The following is an 18,385-nucleotide window of genomic DNA, read 5'->3' on the forward strand; positions in this document are numbered from 1 at the left end:
ATTTGCGCATGACCATTCAGTTCACTCTAAAGGCCTTGTGCTTAACCCTGCTGGCCGCCGCCGCGCCGATGGCCCTGGCCGCCAGCGCCGAACAAGCGGCCGAGCTGGGCAAGACCCTGACGCCCTTCGGTGCCGAGAAGGCTGGTAATGCCGATGGCAGTATTCCGGCCTGGGATGGCGGCTACACCAAGGTCGATCCGGCCTATGTTCCGGGCGGCAAACGTGGCGATCCGTTTGCCGCGGACAAACCCTTGTACAGCATCACTGCCCAGAACCTGGCCAAGTACGCCGACAAGCTCAGCGACGGCACCAAGGAGCTGTTCAAGCGCTTTCCGGAGACCTATCGCATCGATGTCTACCCGACCCGGCGCACGGCGGCCGCGCCGCAATGGGTCTATGACAACACATTCAAGAATGCCACCCGCGCCAAACTGATCAACAGCAGCGCCGGCCTGATTCCCGACGGTGCCTATGGCGGGATCCCGTTTCCGATTCCACGGAACGGCACCGAAGCCATCTGGAACCACGTGCTGAACTGGCGCGGCACCTCGGTGGCGGGGCATTTCCGCCACTATCTGATGACGGCCGACGGCAACCAGGTGATGACGAGCGACGGCCTGTTGACCCAGGAAATGCCCTACTACTTCCAGGAGGGCGGCCCTGAAAACTACTCGGGCGACTACTGGCAGGTGCACTTTGTCAATCTCGGCCCGGCGATTCGTGCCGGCGAGCAGATCCTCGGGCGTGAAAACATCAACGGCGACAAATCCCAGGCCCATGTCTACCTGAGCGGCCAGCGCCGGGTGCGCACGCTGCCCAACGCTTGTTGCGACACGCCGACGCCGTCTACCGCCGGGGTCATGTCCTTCGATGAGTTGAGCGTGTGGGGCGGGCGTACGGACCGGTTCGACTGGAAATTGGTAGGCAAGCAGGAGATCTACGTCCCCTACAACACCAACAAGGTGCAAAACGCTGCCCAACCGCAGGACCTGCTGGGCAAGCACCATCTGAACCCGGATTACGTGCGCTGGGAGTTGCACCGCGTCTGGGTGGTCGAGTCCACGGTGGCCGCCGGTAAGCGCCACCAGTTGCCCAAGGGCCGTTACTACCTCGACGAGGACACCTGGCAAGCCCTGCTCGGCGACCGTTGGGATGCCAGCGGCCAACTGGCCAAGACCCTCTGGTCGCTGCCTTCGGTGCTGCCCGACCTGCCAGGCCTGGTGCAACTGTCTTCCGGTTTCTACGACCTGACCTCCGGTGCGTGGTTTATCCAGAACCTCTATGCCGGGTTGCCGGACCAGTATCGCGCGGTCGATCGCTACAAGGCCTCGGAGTTCTCGCCAGCGGCGATGGCGGGGCGCGGCGTGCGTTGAGTCTGAGCTGAGCGTGAAGGGCAGGCCTGTGGGGCTGCCCTTGGGATACGAGTGTTTGTCCGAGGTAGGTTATGAACAGAATCAGTCAGGCGAGCGCGTTGCTCTTGGCCCTGTATTTGTCCTTCGCCACGAGTAAGTGCCTGGCCGGGTCGGCTGCGGTGGGCGTGCCGCTCAATACCCCGGCCATGGGGGTACCGGCTGCGCAGAACGGCGTATTGATCGATCTGGCGCGGGCTGGCACACGTCTGGTGGCAGTGGGTGAACGCGGCCTGGTGGTCTTTTCCGACGATAACGGGCAGAGCTGGCGCCAGGCTTCGGTGCCGGTATCGGTCAGCCTGACGGCGGTGCAGTTTGTCGATGCGCAACAGGGCTGGGCGGTCGGCCACGCAGGCGTGGTGCTGACGACGCATGATGGCGGCGAGCATTGGACGCTGCAGCTTGACGGCGTACGCGTGGCGCAGCTCGAACTGGATACCGCCAGGGCCGAGCAGGCCACCGCTGCCGACCCGGATGCCGCCCTGATCCGGATACAAAATGCCGAGCGTCTTGCCGCCGATGGTCCAGACAAACCTTTCCTGGCGCTGGAATTCGTCGATGCGCACCGCGGGTTGATCGTCGGTGCCTATGGTTTGGCCCTGCAGACCACCGACGGCGGTGCCACCTGGCACTCGATGATGGGGCATATCGCCAACCCGAACGGCTTGCACTTGTACGCGATCAGTCGCCAGGGCCCGCGTTGGTTCCTGGCGGGCGAGCAGGGTTACCTGGCGCGGTCGGACGACGACGCGACGTCGTTCAGCCAGTTGGACAGTCCTTACGAAGGCAGTTTCTTCACCCTGCAGAGTCGTGCCGATGGCGCGTTGCTCGTCGCCGGCCTGAAGGGCAACGCCTTTGTTTCCAGCGATGCTGGCGCAAGCTTCCAGCGCCTGTCCGTTCCCGTGCCGATTTCCTTCAACGATGCCACTCGCCTGGACGATGGCCAACTGCTGCTGGTCAACCAGGGCGGCATGCTGTTCCGCAACAGCGAGCAGACCGGAGCGGCGCTGCTGCCACTGGGCAAACCCTTGGGCAAGCCTGTTTCAAGTGTGATCGAGGCCGCCGATGGCAGCCTGATCGTTGCCGGTTTCACCGGGCTGCAGCGTCTCGCGCAGCCAGCCACTGCCGCTTCGGAGTGAGGTTATGACGTCCCCTGGTAAGTTTTTCCAGTCCCCTGCGAATACGTTCGATGACTTTGATCCGCGTTCCGGCTCGGTGCTCGAACGTGCATTGTTCAACCATCGTCTGTGGGTGTTGCTACTGTGCCTGGCAACCACGCTGGTGCTGGGTTGGCAGTCCAGTCGTGTCGAGCTCAATGCCAGTTTCGAAAAAATGATCCCCACCCATCACCCCTATATCGCCCACTACCTTGAGCACCAGCAGGAGTTGAGCGGGCTGGGTAATGCGGTGCGCATTGCCGTGGTCAACAAGCAGGGCGATATCTACGACAGCGCTTACCTCAAGACGCTGCAGGCATTGAGCGACACGATCTACCTGCTGCCCGGTGTCGACCGTGCGTACATGAAGTCACTCTGGACGCCGGCCACACGCTGGGTGGCGGTGACAGAAGCGGGCCTGGAGGGTGGGCCGGTCATTCCGGATAACTACGATGGCGGCGCTGCGAGCCTGGCGGCATTGCGGCGCAATGTGCAGCTGTCCAACGAAATCGGTCAGTTGGTGGCGTTCGACCAGGCTTCGAGCATCATCCAGGTACCGCTGCTGCAGCGCACCCCCGATGGCCGACCATTGGACTACACCCAGCTGTCGCAACAACTGGAGTCGTTGCGCAGCCAATACCAGAGCGACAACATCGACATCCGTATCACCGGTTTCGCCAAGAAAGTCGGTGACCTGATTGCCGGCCTGCGGCAGATCCTGATTTTCTTCGCCGTGGCGATCCTGATCACCACGGTGGTGCTTTATTGGTACACCCGCTGCATTCGCAGCACTCTGTTGGTGGTGTTCTGCTCATTGGTGGCGGTGGTCTGGCAGCTCGGCTTGCTGCCGCTGCTGAATTACCAACTGGATCCCTATTCGGTGCTGGTGCCGTTCCTGGTGTTTGCCATTGGCATGAGCCATGGGGCGCAGAAGATGAACGGCATCATGCAGGACATCGGGCGCGGCATGCACCGGGTGGTCGCCGCACGCTTTACCTTCCGCCGCCTGTTCCTTGCCGGTCTCACCGCGCTGCTCTGTGATGCGGTGGGTTTCGCGGTGCTGATGATCATCAAGATCCAGGTGATCCAGGACCTGGCGATGATCGCCAGTATCGGCGTAGCCGTGCTGATCTTCACCAATCTGATCCTGCTGCCGATATTGCTTTCCTATGTCGGGGTCAGCGGTCGCGCGGCGCGACTGAGCCTGAAAAGCGAGCACGCCGAACAAGCGGGCCAGCATCGTCATGGGTTCTGGCGCTTCCTCGACCTGTTCACCCAGCGCCGGTGGGCGGCGTTGTGCATCGCTTTGAGCCTAGTGCTGGCGACTCTCGGCTTCGTGGTCAGCCTGCAATTGAAAGTCGGTGACTTGGATGCGGGCGCGCCCGAGCTGCGGGCCGACTCGCGCTACAACCAGGATGATGCATTCCTGACCCGGCATTACGGCGCCAGCAGCGATCTGTTCGCGGTCATGATCAAGACCCCCGCCAGCGCCTGTTCGCGCTATGACATCCTGAACAAGGTCGATGCCCTCGACTGGCAGTTGCGTACCTTGCCAGGGGTGGATTCGACCAATTCCCTGGCCTTGCTCAATCGCCGGATGCTGGTGGGCCTGAGCGAAGGCAGCCCGAAGTGGTACGAGCTGCAGAACAACCAGGCGATGCTCAACATGGTCACCGCCGGCGCGCCGCGTGGGTTGTACAACGAAGACTGCAGCCTGCTGACCCTGTACACCTACCTTTCCGACCACAAGGCGCAAACCCTCAGCGGCCTGGTGGATCACGTCGAACAATTTGCCGCCGCGAACAATACCGACGAGGTCCAGTTTCTGCTGGCGGCGGGCAATGCCGGGATCGAGGCAGCGACCAACATTGTGGTCAAGCAGGCCAACCGCGAAATGCTGTTCTGGGTCTACGGTGCGGTGATCCTGCTCTGCCTGATCACCTTCCGCTCCTGGCGCGCCACGGTGTGCGCGGTGATTCCGCTGATGCTCACCTCGATCCTCTGTGAAGCGCTGATGGTCTGGCTGAATATCGGCGTCAAGGTCGCGACCCTGCCGGTGATCGCCCTCGGCGTGGGCATCGGCGTCGACTATGCGCTGTACGTGATGAGCATTCTGCTCGGTCACATGCGCCAGGGCACCAGCCTGTCGGAGTCGTATTACCGGGCGCTGCTGTCCACCGGCAAGGTGGTGATGCTGACCGGTGTGACCCTGGCGATCGGCGTGGCCACCTGGATGTTTTCGCCGATCAAGTTCCAGGCCGACATGGGCGTGCTGCTGGCGTTCATGTTCGTCTGGAACATGGTCGGCGCGCTGGTTTTGTTGCCAGCCCTGGCTCACTTCCTGTTGCCGAGCAAGCGTGTGAGCACGGGACCGGCCGAGGCCGAACCCAGCCATCCGACCAGCTTGCCGCTGACGCCTGCCTTAATCGAGGAGGGGGCGTGCGTGAAACATTCGCTGCGCCTGGCTCCGGGGCTCGATCAGACGGCAACGGCGGCCGCTCATCCCGTCGCGTCATAACAACAAGAAAGGACTTCCCATGTCTCGTGTGCATCTGTTCCAGCAGTCTCTATGGCTTGACCTCATCGCCGGCCTGAGCGCCTTCGGCATGGCATTTTGCGCGGCGCAACCTGCGGAGGTGCGCGATGAACGTTGAACGCCAGGCGCGGCTGCCGCAGTCCCTGTTGCTCTTGCTTGGCAGTTGCCTGCCGGTGCTCGGTGCGGTGCTGCTGGCTCCCATCCTGCCGCGCATGCAGGAACACTTCGCCGGCACACCGGGCGTCGCGGTGCTGGTTCCCATCGCCCTGACGCTACCGGCGCTGATGATTGCCCTGTTGGCACCCTTCGCCGGAATCATTGCCGACCGACTCGGGCGCAAGCCGTTGCTGATCGGTGCGATGTGCCTCTACACCGTCTGTGGCGTGCTGCCGTTCTGGCTGGATTCGTTGCAGGCGATCGTTGTCAGCCGCGCCGGCATCGGCGTGGCCGAGGCGGCGATCATGACCTGCTGCACCACGATGATGGGTGATTACTACAGCGGCGCACGACGTGAACGCATGTTCGCCCTGCAAATGGTCGCGACGTCGTTGTCGGCGGCGATCTTCATTGCCGTCGGTGGCGTGCTCGGCGAGCACGGCTGGCGTACCCCGTTTGCCCTGTATGGGCTGGGGCTGGTGTTCCTGCCGCTGATGGCCTGGTTGCTCTGGGAGCCGCGTGGGCATGCGGCCATCGAGAAGAAGCCGATGAGCGGGGCATTCCCCTGGCGCACCTTGGCACCGTTGTATGGCTTGTCTTTCCTGGCAGGCTTGAGCCTATTCATCGTGCCGGTACAAGTGGGTTATCTGCTCAACCTGTTGCATGTCGAAGGCTCGCAACAGATCGGCTTGACCATGGGCGCCAGTCAATTCGGCGTGCTGGTCGGCGCCCTGAGTTTTCGTCTGTTCAGCGGTGTGCCGGCGCACCGGCAGATGCTCCTGGCCTTCGTCGCGGCCGGGATGGGTGGCGGGCTGCTGGCGGTAGCCAACAGTCACGGGCTGGTGGTGATCGCCGTCCTGATCAACGGACTGGGCATCGGCCTGATGATGCCGACCTTGCTCACCTGGATCATGGCCCAGGTCGATTTCCAGCAGCGCGGCCGCGCCGCCGGCGGTTTCACGGCGATGTTCTTTGCCGGTGAGTTCGCCAGCCCGCTGGTGGTGCTGGCGATCACCGGTGGGGTAATCGGTGCCTTGCCCGCTGCACTGGGAATTGTCGCGGGCGTTCAACTCGTAGTGGCCCTGGCCTGTCTTCGGTTGCGGGTCAGCGGGGCTGCTTTTCCCACTGCGGTTACCGCAGACCCTGAGCACTGACTTGCCCATTCGACGTTTCATAACAATAAAAACAATGAGGAGAACACCATGAGTTATTTGCTCAACACCTGGTACATCGCTGGGTGGGCGGACGAGCTGGCGCAAGGTGGCATGCTTGGCAGAACCATCGTCGAGCAACCGATCGTGTTCTTTCGCAATAGCCAGGGTGTCATCCAGGCGCTCGCCGATCGTTGCCCGCACCGTTTTGCCCCGCTGCACATGGGCAAGATTGTCGGCGACAGCGTCCAGTGCCCGTACCACGGTTTGCGTTTCGATGGCAGCGGCCAATGTACGCACAATCCCCATGGCGATGGGAGCATCCCCAAGGCCGCCTGTGTTCGCGCGTTCGCGGTCGTCGAGCGCCATGGGGCGATCTGGGTCTGGCCTGGCGATTCAAGCCTGGCCAACGATGCGCTGATTCCTGATTTTTCCTTTCTCGACGAGGCGCCAACCCACGCCAAGGGGCATGGGTATTTGCCTACGCGCGCGCACTACGAACTGCTGTCCGACAACATCATGGACCTGAGCCACGTTGATTTCCTGCACCCCGATACGCTCGGTGGTGGGGCGTTGTCACGCACCCGCGCCACCATCGAGGAGCTGCCCCATGATCGCGTCCGCATCAGTTGGTGGGCACCGGATGATGTGCCTCCACCGGCGTTCGGCGCTCACCTTGAAGATCCAAGCCGGGCTGACGTCTGGGCCGAAGTCATCTGGCACGCACCTGGCCTGATGCTGCTCGGCAGTGGCGCCACGGCGCCAGGGCGCCCCAGGGACGAGGGACCAGTGACATGGAACCTGCATCTGATGACGCCGCAGGACGTGGCCAACACCCATTATTTCTTTGCCAACACGCGCAGTTTCGAGCAAGACAATGCGCAGTTGAATGCCTTCGTCCAGGAGATGTTGATCGGCATTTTTGCCGGCGAAGACAAACCCATGGTCGAGGCTCAACAGCGCCAGATTGGTGAGGTTGAACTGCTTGGCCTCAGCCCTGTGTTGCTGCCAGTCGATGCAGGGGCCGTGCGCTGTCGACGTCTTCTGCGTCGATTGATTGAAGCCGAACGCGCGCAGACGCAAGCCAGTCCGTCATCAAGTTATGGAAAAGAGGAATCGCGATGAGCTTTCTACGCAACGTCTGGTACGCGGCCGCCTGGGGTAACGAGGTCAAGGCTGGCGAGCTGTTCCAACGAACCTTGCTTAATGAGCCCGTGGTTTTTTTCCGCGACATCCAAGGTAACGCCCAAGCCATTGCCGATCGCTGCCCCCACCGTTTCGCGCCCCTGGGCATGGGAATCCTCAAGGGCGATGCGGTGCGTTGTCCGTACCACGGCCTGGAATTCGATGGCAGTGGCACCTGTGTGCATAACCCCCACGGCGATGGTGCAATTCCCAAGGCGGCAAAGGTCAAGGCCTACCCGCTGGTTGAACGCTACAGCCTGCTGTGGATCTGGATGGGTGATCCACGCTTGGCCGATGCGACGCTGATTCCGGATTTCAGTTGCATGGATGAAGACCACTGGTATGTCGGCAAGCGCTACCTGCACGCGCGGGCCAACTACGTGCTGGAAACCGACAACATCATGGACCTGAGTCATATCGAGTTTCTGCATCCGTCTACGTTGGGTGGCGATGGCGTCAAGAGCGCGTTGACCAGCGTGCAAGAGAAGGGCAACACCGTTTGGTCCAACCGCCAGACGGTTGCGGAAATCATGCCGGAGTTTCTTTACGCCGCCTGGAACATTCCTCAGGGCACACCGGTGGACCGTTGGATCGATGTGCGTTGGGATGCTCCGGCGAATATGTTGCTGTTTTCCGGCGCCGTGGCGACCGGGCTCCCCAGGGATCAGGGCGTTTCCACACCGATTCCGCATCTGTTCACTCCAGAGACCGAGACCACGACTCACTACTGGTTCTCAGTCTGTTTCCCCAAGGCGATGGGCGAATTTGCCGAGAGATTCGCTGATGAGCAGGCGGCCGCCATCAGCCGGCCCTTTGCCGATGAAGACTTGCCAATGCTCGAGGCGCAGCAGCGCATGATGGGCGCTGCATCGTTCTGGGACTTGAAGCCGGTCCTGCTGATCGGTGACGCAGGAGCGGTTCGCGCGCGGCGTGTACTCGATCGCATGATTGCCGCTGAGCAGCCTGCGGGTGCCAAGTGATGATTGAAGTCATCGTCACTGGCAAGCGCCTCGAAGCCGAAGGCATCTACAGCTTCGAACTGGCCCCAGCGGAAAATTCCATGTTGCCTGCCTTCAGCGCCGGCTCGCATATCGACGTGCACCTGCCCAATGGCCTGGTGCGCCAGTACTCGCTGTGCAATCACCCCGAAGAACGCCACCGCTACCTGTTGGGCGTGTTGCTCGACCCGGCGTCTCGCGGCGGTTCGCAGGCCATGCACCAACAGGTGCACGAAGGTAGTCGGCTGCGCATCAGCGAGCCACGCAACCTGTTCCCGCTTGAGCATGGGGCGGGGTACAGCGTGCTGTTCGCCGGCGGTATCGGCATCACGCCGATCCTCTGCATGGCCGAGCGCCTGGCGCGGATCGGCGCGCCTTTCGAACTGCACTATTGCGGTCGCTCGGCCGGGCGCATGGCCTTTATCGAGTACATCCGCCGTTCGACATTCGCCGCTTGCGTGCAGGTTCATATGGACGATGGCGAGGAGGTCCAGCGTCTCGACGCCGGTCGGGTTCTGTCCGGGCCAGCCGCCGACCGTCACCTGTATGTCTGTGGCCCCAACGGTTTCATGGAACACGTTCTCGGCACGGCGCGCGCGCAGGGCTGGGCCGAAGCGCAACTGCACCGTGAGTACTTTACCGCCGCCGCTGCGCCGGCCAGCGAGGCGGGCGGTTTCGAGGTGCAACTGGCCAGCACCGGACAGTGTTTCCAAGTGCCGGCCACGCTCAGCGTCGCCCAGGTGCTGCTGGAGGCCGGCATCGACATCCCGTTGTCTTGCGAACAGGGCATCTGCGGCACCTGCATCACGCGCGTGCTGGAAGGCGAGCCGGAGCATCGCGACATGTTCCTGACCGATGCCGAGCGGGCCCGCAACGACCAGTTCACGCCTTGCTGCTCGCGCGCGAGGAGCGCGCGGCTGGTGCTCGATCTTTAAGGTTTTCTCATGAATTCATCGATACCCGCTGGCGCGTTTCGCCAACTGATTGAGGACTCGAACATGCAACAGCTTCCTGGTTTCAAACGCGTGGTCACCGGGCACGATGCCCAGGGCCAGGCGGTGGTCGCGTTCAGCGGACCAACGCCCAACAGCTTTCCCCTCAAGGCCGTGCCCGGTACGGTCTTCCATGAGATCTGGAACAGTGGTGCCAGCCCGGCCGTGCTGGATAACGGCGACGACCCCACCAACAAGCCGCTTCAACTGAGCCCTGCACCATTGGGCAGCGTCATTCGCGTGGTGGATATCCCGCCCGACAGCGTGCAGAACCAAGTCAGCGCCGAGGAGGCCGCGGCCGCCTTCGCCGAAATTGGCCAGGCTCATGCCGGCACAGGGCAGGCGGACTCCAAGCACAAACTGATGCATCGCACCGAAACGCTGGACTACGGCGTGGTCACCGAGGGCGAGGTCTGGCTGGTGCTCGATGGCGAGGAAGTGCATCTCAAACGTGGTGACATCGTCGTGCAGCGCGGCACCAACCACGCCTGGAGCAATCGCACCGAGCAGATGGCGCGCATGCTGTTTGTGCTGCTCGATGGTCGCTTCGCCCCCGAGCTGCAAGGAGAACCGGCATGAAGCTCAGCACCCTGAACGATCACAGCCGTGACGGTCGCCTGCTGGTGGTGTCGCGGGACCTGGCCTGGGCGGTGGAGGCCAGTGACATCGCCGGGACACTGCAGGAGGCCATCGAGCGTTGGCCGCGCGTTGAAGCCGCTTTGCGCACTCGCTATGACGCCCTGAACGAAGGCTCGCTGGCCGGGGCCTTCGCCTTTGATCCGCAACAAGCCGCCGCACCCTTGCCGCGTGCCTGGCAATGGCTGGATGCCTCATCGTTTCTCAGCCATGGCGAGCGGATGCAGAAAGCGTTTTCGCTGGACCCGATTGAAGGTGTCGAGCACACGCCGCTGATGTACCAGGGCTGCGGCGATGACTTCCTCGGTGCTCGCGATGACATCGTGCTGCCCAGTGAAACCCATGGCATCGACTTCGAAGGTGAATTCGCCGTGGTGGTCGATGAGGTTCCCATGGGTTGCTCGGCACAAGACGCCATCGACCATATTCGGCTCATTGTGCAAGTCAACGACATCAGCTTGCGCGCACTTGCACCCCGAGAGATGAAGACGGGCTTCGGGTTTATCCAGGCCAAATCCTCGTCAAGTTTCGCCCCGGTGGCAATCACCCCCGACGAGTTGGGCGAAGGCTGGCGCGACGGGCGGGTGCACCTGCCGCTGAGGGTCGAGTGGAACGGCCAGTGGTTCGGTCATGCACACGGTGGTGCCATGCATTTCGGCTTTCATCAATTGATTGCCCACGCAGCGCTGACCCGACGTCTCAGGGCTGGCTGCGTGATCGGTTCCGGCACGGTTTCCAATGCCGACCCCACGGTGGGCGCGGCCTGCATCGCCGAACGTCGTGCCGTTGAGATGATCGAGCACGGTGCGCCACGGACGTCCTTCATGCGCTTTGGCGACCGCGTGCGCATGGAGGTCTTCGATCTGCAAGGGCAGTCGGTGTTCGGGGCGATAGACCAGTGTGTCGTGCGCGGAGGCCTCCCATGCGCGTGATGATTACCGGAGCCAATGGTTTTGTTGGCCGGGCGCTGGTGAAACGATTGCTCCAGACCAATGAGTTGCGCGGCCGGCCGATCAGCGCGTTGATCTTGCTGGACAAGGAATTGGTGGGGTTTGCTGAGGATAAACGCCTGCGCCAGCATTGCGGCAGTGTCACCGACGCCGCGCTATTGCGCCGCGCCTTGGCCGATGGCATCGATGTGGTTTTTCACTTGGTCAGCATTCCAGGTGGCGCGGCCGAGCAGCATTATTCACTGGGCTATCAGATCAACCTGTTGGCAAGCCTGGAGTTGCTTGACCAGTTGCGCCAACAGCCTGGCGTGCCGGTGCTGGTGTATGCCAGCAGCGTGGCGGTGTACGGCGGCGACCTGCCGGCCCGCATGGATGAGCGAGCCGTGCCGCACCCGCAGTTGAGTTACGGGGCGCACAAGGCGATGGTGGAAATGGCGATCAACGACCTTGCCCGACGGGGCGAGGTGGACGGTCGGGCCGTACGCCTGCCCGGCATTGTCGCCCGTCCACGTGAACCCAACGGCCTGCGCTCGGCGTTCATGAGCGACCTGCTGCACGCCTTTGCTCAAGGTGAACCGTATTGCTGCCCGGTGTCGCCCCAGGCGCAGGCGTGGTGGATGTCCGTGCGGTGTTGCGTGGATAACCTGCTGCGGGCCGCCGAACTGCCCGCCGTTGAGCTTGGCGAGTCACGTGTCTGGCAATTACCGCTGTTGCACCTGTCCATTGCCCAGGTCATGGATGCCCTGGCCGCCGCCTACGGGCAGGAACGCCGCGGGCTGATCAGCTTCGCACCGGACGCTGGACTGCAAGCATTGTTCGGCAACTTCCCCGCAATGAAAACCCCTCTGGCCCGCGCCCTTGGCTTTCGCCATGACGGCTCGGCTGGCGCCTTGATACGTAACAGTTTGAACGCTGCCACCCCGACGCGTCGTGCGCGTGGGCGGGTGGGACTTGGAGTGAGTGAAAATGCAATCAACTAAACGCCGCCTGGTGGACCTGTCCGTGACCCTGGACAACAATCCCTACACCGATCCGCCGCCATTGCTGCCGAGAATCGACTACATGGACCATCAGCAAGGTTGGCCGGAGATGGCCGCGATGTTTCCCGGCCTGTCCAAGGCGCAACTGCCCGGTGACGAATCCTGGGCGGCCGAGCGCCTGCAGATCACCACGCACAGCGGTACGCACATGGACGCCCCTTGGCACTACGCCTCGACCACGGACGGTGGCAAGCCGGCGTTTGGCATCGACGAGTTGCCGTTGGACTGGTGCCTGCAACCGGGCGTGAAGCTGGACTTTCGTCATTTGCCAGATGGTCATGTGGTCAACGCTGCCCAAGTGCAAGCCGAGTTGGAGCGTATTGGCCATGTTCTACGGCCGCTGGACATTGTCCTGGTCAACACCCGTGCCGGTGCGCTGTTCGGCCAGCCAGGGTACCTGGACGCCGGGGTCGGCATCGGCCGTGAGGCCACGTTGTACTTGTTGGAACGCGGCGTGCGGGTGGTCGGCACCGATGCCTGGAGCTGGGACGCGCCGTTCAAGTACACACGCGAACGCTTCGCCGTCACGGGCGATGCCTCGATCATCTGGGAAGGCCATAAGGCCGGACGCGACATCGGCTACGGCCAGATGGAAAAACTGGCCAACCTGGAATGCCTACCGGCCCATGGTTTCCAGGTGTCCTGCTTTCCCTACAAGATCAGGCACGCTTCGGCCGGCTTCGTCCGCGCCGTCGCGATTTTCGAGGAATGAGCGCGCCAGCGGCCGGTGAAAAAAAGCGCGGTAGCCTGTCCCAGGGGCTTGAGGCGCTGCTGTCGGAGCACATTGTCGAGGGACGGCTGCGTGGCGGTGAACAGTTGCCCACCGAATCGGCCCTCATGCTGGCGCATGGGGTCAGCAGGACCGTGGTGCGCGAGGCCATGTCGCGTCTACAGGCTGCCGGAATGGTTGAGACACGCCACGGTATCGGGACCTTTGTACGCGGTAGCGCCCTGTCGTTGGGGGCCTTCATCGACCCGTCGACGATCGGTCTCATCACCGATTCGCTGGCGATCATGGAGTTTCGGATCGGTCTTGAGGTAGAAGCCGCCGGGCTGGCGGCCCAGCGACGCAACCCGGATCAGTTGACGGGGTTACGGGCTCTTCTCGATCAGCTCGGGCAGCCGGATGTCAGCGTCAATGATCGGGCGGCGTTGGATTTTCAATTCCATTTGGGCATTGCCCAGGCGACCGGCAACCCCTACATCGCCAGCACACTGCTCAACCTGGGCGAGGTCATCATCCCGCGCAGCCGGCTGGATTCCGCGCGTCTGTTTCACGATGAGCCTTTGCATTACGAACAGCGCATGCAAAGCGAGCACGAACAGATTTACCAGGCGATCTTCCATCAGGACGCTGAATGCGCGCGTGCTGCGATGCGCCTGCATCTCCAGGACAGTCGCGAATACTTGCACCAGGCCCGCCAAGAGTTGATGACATGACGGATAACCAGAGCTACCCGGTGCCTAACACGGCCACGCAGCCTACTGCCACGGCGCTCACCATCATCGATCCCCGCTGGACTTTGTTCGTCCGGGTCGTGGCGGCTGGCAGTCTCAGCAAAGCAGCCGTGCTGCTGGACATGCCGCAGTCCATGGTGAGTCGCAATATTGCCCTGCTCGAATCGCAATGTGGCGAACGCCTGTTCCATCGCACCGGGCGCGGGGTGGTGCTGACCGAGTTTGGCGAGCAGCTGCTGCCCTGTATATCGGATCTTCTGGCGAACGCTGAAAGCCTTGCCGATGACATTCGCAACCTGCGTGGCAAACCAGTGGGGGAGGTGGTCGTGGGCATGTTGCCCTCCGCGGTGCGTCGGTTTGCGGGGACGCTTTTTGCGGCGGTGCGCGCCCAGATGCCCGGTGTGAGATTGCACTTGATCGAGGGCGCGAGCGCTCAACTCGAAGAGCAGTTGCACGATGGTCGTCTGGATATGGCGCTGGTGCTGCGTGAGAGCGAGGCCAGCATCGGCCAAGCCCATCTGCTGGCCAGGCTACCGCTGCACCTGGTAGGACCTGCCGCTGATCCTCTGTTCGGAAGTCGAGATATTGCGCTGGAAAATCTATCGGGGCTGCCATTGGTCGTGCCAGGGCGACCGCATTTGCTGAGGGCCAGGCTCGATCATTTGGCCGCCGAGCAAGGCGTGGAGCTGTGCGTGGCCGTGGAAGCCGACTCGGTCCAGCTCCAGTGCGAGGTCGTCGCGGCAGGCGGAGGCTATGCGATTGCCTCTGTGCTGCCGGGCTCGCTGGATCAACGGCTGGTTTCATCGCGCATTATCGAGCCTGTGTTGGAGCGCTTTGTCGTGCTGGTCGAATCGCCCCGGCGCCCCTTGACCCGTGCTTCCCGTGAAGTGCGACGGCTGATTTGCAATCTGTCCATGCCATCGATTTAAGCGATAGCTGCTTTGCATCCCCAGCAGTATTCGGTGGGGGGCGCGCCTCGTAGGGTGTCAGTCAACCAACGACTGATCCCCGATTGCGAGGTTTGCGCCATGCATCACGCCCAAGAACTCCAAGTCATTGCCCCGACGCTTTTTCTCAGTGACGCCGATGTGGCCTCGCTCGCCGACTGGAGCACCGCCGTCGCCGCGCTCGCCGAGGCGTATGCACGCCCTGCATCGGATGCCATGGTGCCGCCTCGCTCCATGGCGCGGGGCGATGGCATCTGGCTGCGCAGCCTGACCGCTGTCCCACCCGCTGGCGGCCACATGGGCTGCAAGTTGATCGCGGCCTCCATGCGGGCGCGCTGTGCCAGCTACCTGATCGCGTTGTTCAATCAGCAAACCATGGCGCTCACTGCCCTGATCGACGGCAATCGGGTCACGGGTTTGCGCACCGCGGCAACCGCTGCGCTGGCAGTCGATTTACTGGCGCCCAAGCGCGCGCTGCGGGTGGGGGTGATTGGCTCGGGGTTTGAGGCCCGTGGCGCATTGGACTGCCTCAAGTCCGTGCGCGATGTGGCGCATGTCCGGGTATTCAGTCCAACGCCCGCTAGCCGCGAGCGCTTTGCCGAAAGCTTCAGGCCTGGGCTGGATATCCAAGCGGTGAACAGCGCGCAAGAGGCCGTGCAGGATTGTGATGTGGTGATTTGTGCCGCCCGCAGCCGTGACGAGTCGCCGGTGTTGCAAGGCGCGTGGCTTTGCCCCGGCACTACGGTCGTGTCGTTGGGTTCCACCTTGCCTGAGCAACGGGAAGTTGACCCGGTCACGATGGAGCGAGCCGTCTGCATTGTCGCCGATATGCCGCAAGAGGTGCTCCACGATACCGGCGATGCCATTGCGGCGATCAGTGCCGGCGTGTATGTCGCCGACAAATTGGTCGCGCTGTCGGACCTCGTCGCGGGTCGTGTCACCCCACGGCAAAACGAAAGCGACATCGTTCTCTACAAGTCTGTTGGCTCGGCGCTGCAGGACGTCGTCATCGCCCAAGCGCTGTACGAGCGCGCCCGGCAACAAGGCCTCGGCATCGAATTGCCCGCCAGCATTGTCCCTGTCTCGAAATAACCCCTCCACTGTTCGAAGGAAAATCATCATGGCCACATACAAGAAAGCAGATGCCCGTGCCTGGGCGCGGGAAAACCTGGTGGGCTGCTCGGCGGTCACCATTCCAAGTTTCAGCGCCGATCTGAAGCGACTCAACGAACGTGGCATTCGCCACGACATTGAACATACGGTCGGCCTGGGCTACAGCGCCACGTTGCTGTGCAGCGAGCTGGCGATCTCTCCCCAGGAGAACGCGCAGTTCACCGCCTGGGCCCGTGAGTCGGGGAAAAACCTGCTCCTGTTCTTCCACGCGGCTTTTGGCACGCTTGCCGAGAACATCGAGGCGGTGAAGCTTGCCGAGAATGCCGGCGCAGACATCGTCCTGCTCTCCTATCCGCCGCAGTTCTGGCCGACCAGCGAGCAGGAAATCTACGACTACACCAAGTCGTTCTGCGATGCCACGGACCTTGCCGTCATGCTCTTCCCGATCCCGCTATGGGGCTTCGAGCGCGTGCATCCAGCGGGGATGTCGTTGGAGTTGGTTCGTCGGCTGTTGGCCGATTGCCCGAATATCGCCGCCATCAAGTCCGAGCAAGGGTTCCCGCTGCCAGCGGGCATTTGTGAGATGTATCACCACTTCCGCGATCAGGTGGTGATCAGTTGCCCGATCGAAGGCGACGCTATCCCCTTGATGAGCCTGATGAAACTGCAATTTTCCGGCACCAGCAACACCGCCTGGATGAGTGACTACTACCCGAAAGCCTTCGAACTGGCCCGCACGGGCCGATTTGAAGAGGCGATGGAACTGTATTGGAAGGTCAATCCGGCCCGCAGTGCCAACGGCGCTGCTGCGCAAAGCTACGCCGGCGGTACCGGTGTGCTCAACCGCACGATGTGGAAATACCAGGACTGGCTCGCCGGCTTCAACGGCGGACCACTGCGTGCCCCGGCGATGCGCGTGCCGGATCGTTTCATGAAGTCGCTGCGCCAAGGCTTGGTCGCGTCGGGGTTGCCGGTGACTTCGGATCCTGACAGCGCCTTCATGATCGGGCGTCATCCGTGCTGATCGGGAGGGTTGCACAATGAAGCATTTACTCAAGGATCCTACGCTGTGGCGCGACGGTGCCTATATCGCCGGTGAGTGGCTGGCCGAGACGCCGCACGGTCACTACACGCTGCGTAATCCGGTGGATCAAACGGTACTGGCCGAGTTGCCGCGCTGCCGTGAAACTGAAGTCCGGCACGCCATCGACGCGGCGCATGAGGCCTTTGGCCCATGGCGGCGCCTGACGGCCAAACGCCGTGGCGAGGTATTGCGCCGCTGGTATGAGTTGATGGTCGAACATCGCGAGGACCTTGCCACGCTGATTACCCTGGAGGAGGGCAAGCCCCTGGAGGAGGCGCGGGGTGAGGTCGATTACGCGGCGTCTTTTGTGCGCTGGTTTGGCGAGGAAGCCACACGGGTGCGCGGTGATCTGATTCCGGGCGTAAAGGACACTCAGCGCATTGTGGTACTGCGCGAACCCATCGGCGTCTGCGCCGCGATCACGCCCTGGAATTTCCCCGCTGCGATGATTACACGCAAGGCCGCTCCAGCCCTCGCGGCCGGTTGCACGATGGTGGTGAAACCGGCCAGCCAGACGCCCCTGACCGCGCTGGCACTCGCCGAACTGGCGCAGCGCGCTGGCGTGCCCGCCGGCGTTTTCAGTGTGATAACGGGTAATGACACGCGCGACATTGCCGGTGAACTCACGGCCAACCCGTTGGTGCGCAAACTCACCTTCACCGGCTCCACCGAAGTGGGCCGGCTGCTGCTGGCGCAAGCGGCACAGACGGTCAAGAAATGCTCCATGGAACTGGGTGGCAACGCCCCGTTCATTGTCTTCGACGATGCTGATCTGGATGCAGCCGCTGACGGGGTGATGTTGGCCAAGTTTCGCAACGGTGGGCAGTCCTGTATCGGCGCGAACCGGGTGCTGGTGCAGTCAGGGGTTTATGACGCATTGGCGGAGCGCATCGTCGAGCGCATGGCACGCTTGAAGGTCGGCAATGGCCTGGAGCCGGGTGTACAGGTCGGGCCGTTGATTGACGAGGCGGCGGTAGGAAAATCCCAGGCCCTTGTCGATGATGCGCTGGCGCAGGGTGCCCGACTGCTGTCCGGCGGCAAGCCCCATGCGCTGGGCGGGTGTTTCTTCGAGCCCACCTTGTTGGCGGATGTGACCCACGGGATGCGGGTCGCTCGTGAAGAGATCTTCGGCCCGGTCATGCCACTGGTGCGTTTCGACACCGATGACGAAGCCATTGCCATGGCCAACGACAGCGAGTTTGGCTTGGCGGCGTATCTGTTCAGCCGTGACGCGGCGCGTATCTGGCGCAACGCCGCGCGCATCGAATCGGGCATGGTGGGCATCAACTGTGGCTTGATTTCAAATGAGGTCGCACCCTTCGGCGGGGTGAAGCAGAGCGGACTCGGGCGAGAGGGATCCCACCTGGGAATCGACGAATTCCTTGAGGTGAAATACCTGTGCTGGGATGGCTTGGAAAGCGTGTGACGTATGGACGCGAGCTTGCTCGCGAAAGTGTTGGCACATCCAACGTCACTGCCAACTGAGCCACCGCTATCGCGAGCAAGCTCGCTCCCACAGGAGAATGGTGGTGTACCTGGATCTCCTATCCAACCCAAAAACCGTGTGGGTGTT

Annotated in this window: 16 protein-coding genes; all 16 read left to right on the forward strand. The window is 62.6% G+C overall.

Features of this window, described 5'->3' with window-relative positions:
• Nucleotides 1–8 precede the first annotated feature (8 nt).
• The 16 genes from M1D99_RS12990 to M1D99_RS13065 all read left to right on the forward strand — a co-directional run bounded on the left by M1D99_RS12990 (nucleotide 9) and on the right by M1D99_RS13065 (nucleotide 18,238).
• Nucleotides 9–1,373, forward strand: coding sequence for a DUF1329 domain-containing protein (locus M1D99_RS12990; RefSeq protein WP_186706212.1), 1,365 nt, complete (start codon nucleotides 9–11; stop codon nucleotides 1,371–1,373).
• Nucleotides 1,374–1,444: 71 nt separating this feature from the next.
• Nucleotides 1,445–2,548, forward strand: coding sequence for a WD40/YVTN/BNR-like repeat-containing protein (locus M1D99_RS12995; protein ID WP_434575706.1), 1,104 nt, complete (start codon nucleotides 1,445–1,447; stop codon nucleotides 2,546–2,548).
• Between the two features lie 4 nt (nucleotides 2,549–2,552).
• Entirely contained in the window at nucleotides 2,553–5,084 is a 2,532-nt protein-coding gene (locus M1D99_RS13000) for an efflux RND transporter permease subunit (protein WP_434575708.1), read from the forward strand.
• Nucleotides 5,085–5,209: 125 nt separating this feature from the next.
• Nucleotides 5,210–6,412: an MFS transporter gene (locus tag M1D99_RS13005; RefSeq protein ID WP_434575710.1), complete on the forward strand. Its 1,203-nt coding sequence runs from the start codon at nucleotides 5,210–5,212 to the stop codon at nucleotides 6,410–6,412.
• Nucleotides 6,413–6,460: 48 nt separating this feature from the next.
• Nucleotides 6,461–7,534, forward strand: coding sequence for a Rieske 2Fe-2S domain-containing protein (locus tag M1D99_RS13010; RefSeq protein ID WP_458131977.1), 1,074 nt, complete (start codon nucleotides 6,461–6,463; stop codon nucleotides 7,532–7,534).
• Complete coding sequence (locus M1D99_RS13015) at nucleotides 7,531–8,574, forward strand: Rieske 2Fe-2S domain-containing protein (RefSeq protein ID WP_434575713.1); 1,044 nt, start codon at nucleotides 7,531–7,533, stop codon at nucleotides 8,572–8,574. The genes M1D99_RS13010 and M1D99_RS13015 overlap by 4 nt, the downstream gene beginning before the upstream one ends.
• On the forward strand, nucleotides 8,574–9,527 hold the full coding sequence (locus M1D99_RS13020) for a PDR/VanB family oxidoreductase (RefSeq protein WP_458131978.1): 954 nt from the start codon (nucleotides 8,574–8,576) through the stop codon (nucleotides 9,525–9,527). The genes M1D99_RS13015 and M1D99_RS13020 overlap by 1 nt, the downstream gene beginning before the upstream one ends.
• A 63-nt stretch (nucleotides 9,528–9,590) precedes the next feature.
• Complete coding sequence (locus M1D99_RS13025) at nucleotides 9,591–10,163, forward strand: cupin domain-containing protein (RefSeq protein WP_434575716.1); 573 nt, start codon at nucleotides 9,591–9,593, stop codon at nucleotides 10,161–10,163.
• Nucleotides 10,160–11,152 (forward strand): fumarylacetoacetate hydrolase family protein, encoded by a 993-nt coding sequence (locus tag M1D99_RS13030; RefSeq protein ID WP_434575718.1) that lies wholly within the window; start codon nucleotides 10,160–10,162, stop codon nucleotides 11,150–11,152. The genes M1D99_RS13025 and M1D99_RS13030 overlap by 4 nt, the downstream gene beginning before the upstream one ends.
• Nucleotides 11,143–12,150 carry an NAD-dependent epimerase/dehydratase family protein gene (locus tag M1D99_RS13035; RefSeq protein WP_434575720.1) on the forward strand — a complete coding sequence of 336 codons (1,008 nt, stop codon included), beginning with the start codon at nucleotides 11,143–11,145 and terminating at the stop codon, nucleotides 12,148–12,150. Before M1D99_RS13030 ends, M1D99_RS13035 begins: the two co-directional genes overlap by 10 nt.
• A complete protein-coding gene (locus M1D99_RS13040; protein WP_434575722.1) occupies nucleotides 12,137–12,922 on the forward strand; it encodes a cyclase family protein in 786 nt (261 codons plus the stop codon). The genes M1D99_RS13035 and M1D99_RS13040 overlap by 14 nt, the downstream gene beginning before the upstream one ends.
• Nucleotides 12,919–13,650, forward strand: coding sequence for a FadR/GntR family transcriptional regulator (locus M1D99_RS13045; RefSeq protein WP_434575724.1), 732 nt, complete (start codon nucleotides 12,919–12,921; stop codon nucleotides 13,648–13,650). Before M1D99_RS13040 ends, M1D99_RS13045 begins: the two co-directional genes overlap by 4 nt.
• Nucleotides 13,647–14,597 carry a LysR family transcriptional regulator gene (locus tag M1D99_RS13050; protein WP_434575726.1) on the forward strand — a complete coding sequence of 317 codons (951 nt, stop codon included), beginning with the start codon at nucleotides 13,647–13,649 and terminating at the stop codon, nucleotides 14,595–14,597. Before M1D99_RS13045 ends, M1D99_RS13050 begins: the two co-directional genes overlap by 4 nt.
• Nucleotides 14,598–14,696: 99 nt before the next feature.
• Complete coding sequence (locus M1D99_RS13055; RefSeq protein ID WP_434575728.1) at nucleotides 14,697–15,707, forward strand: ornithine cyclodeaminase family protein; 1,011 nt, start codon at nucleotides 14,697–14,699, stop codon at nucleotides 15,705–15,707.
• A gap of 28 nt (nucleotides 15,708–15,735) precedes the next feature.
• The gene (locus M1D99_RS13060; RefSeq protein WP_116642586.1) at nucleotides 15,736–16,752 is read left to right on the forward strand and encodes a dihydrodipicolinate synthase family protein; all 1,017 of its coding nucleotides are present in this window, start codon (nucleotides 15,736–15,738) and stop codon (nucleotides 16,750–16,752) included.
• Nucleotides 16,753–16,768: 16 nt separating this feature from the next.
• Nucleotides 16,769–18,238: an NAD-dependent succinate-semialdehyde dehydrogenase gene (locus M1D99_RS13065; RefSeq protein WP_458131979.1), complete on the forward strand. Its 1,470-nt coding sequence runs from the start codon at nucleotides 16,769–16,771 to the stop codon at nucleotides 18,236–18,238.
• Nucleotides 18,239–18,385: the final 147 nt, after the last annotated feature.

The sequence above is a fragment of the Pseudomonas sp. R3-41 genome, from assembly GCF_054161485.1.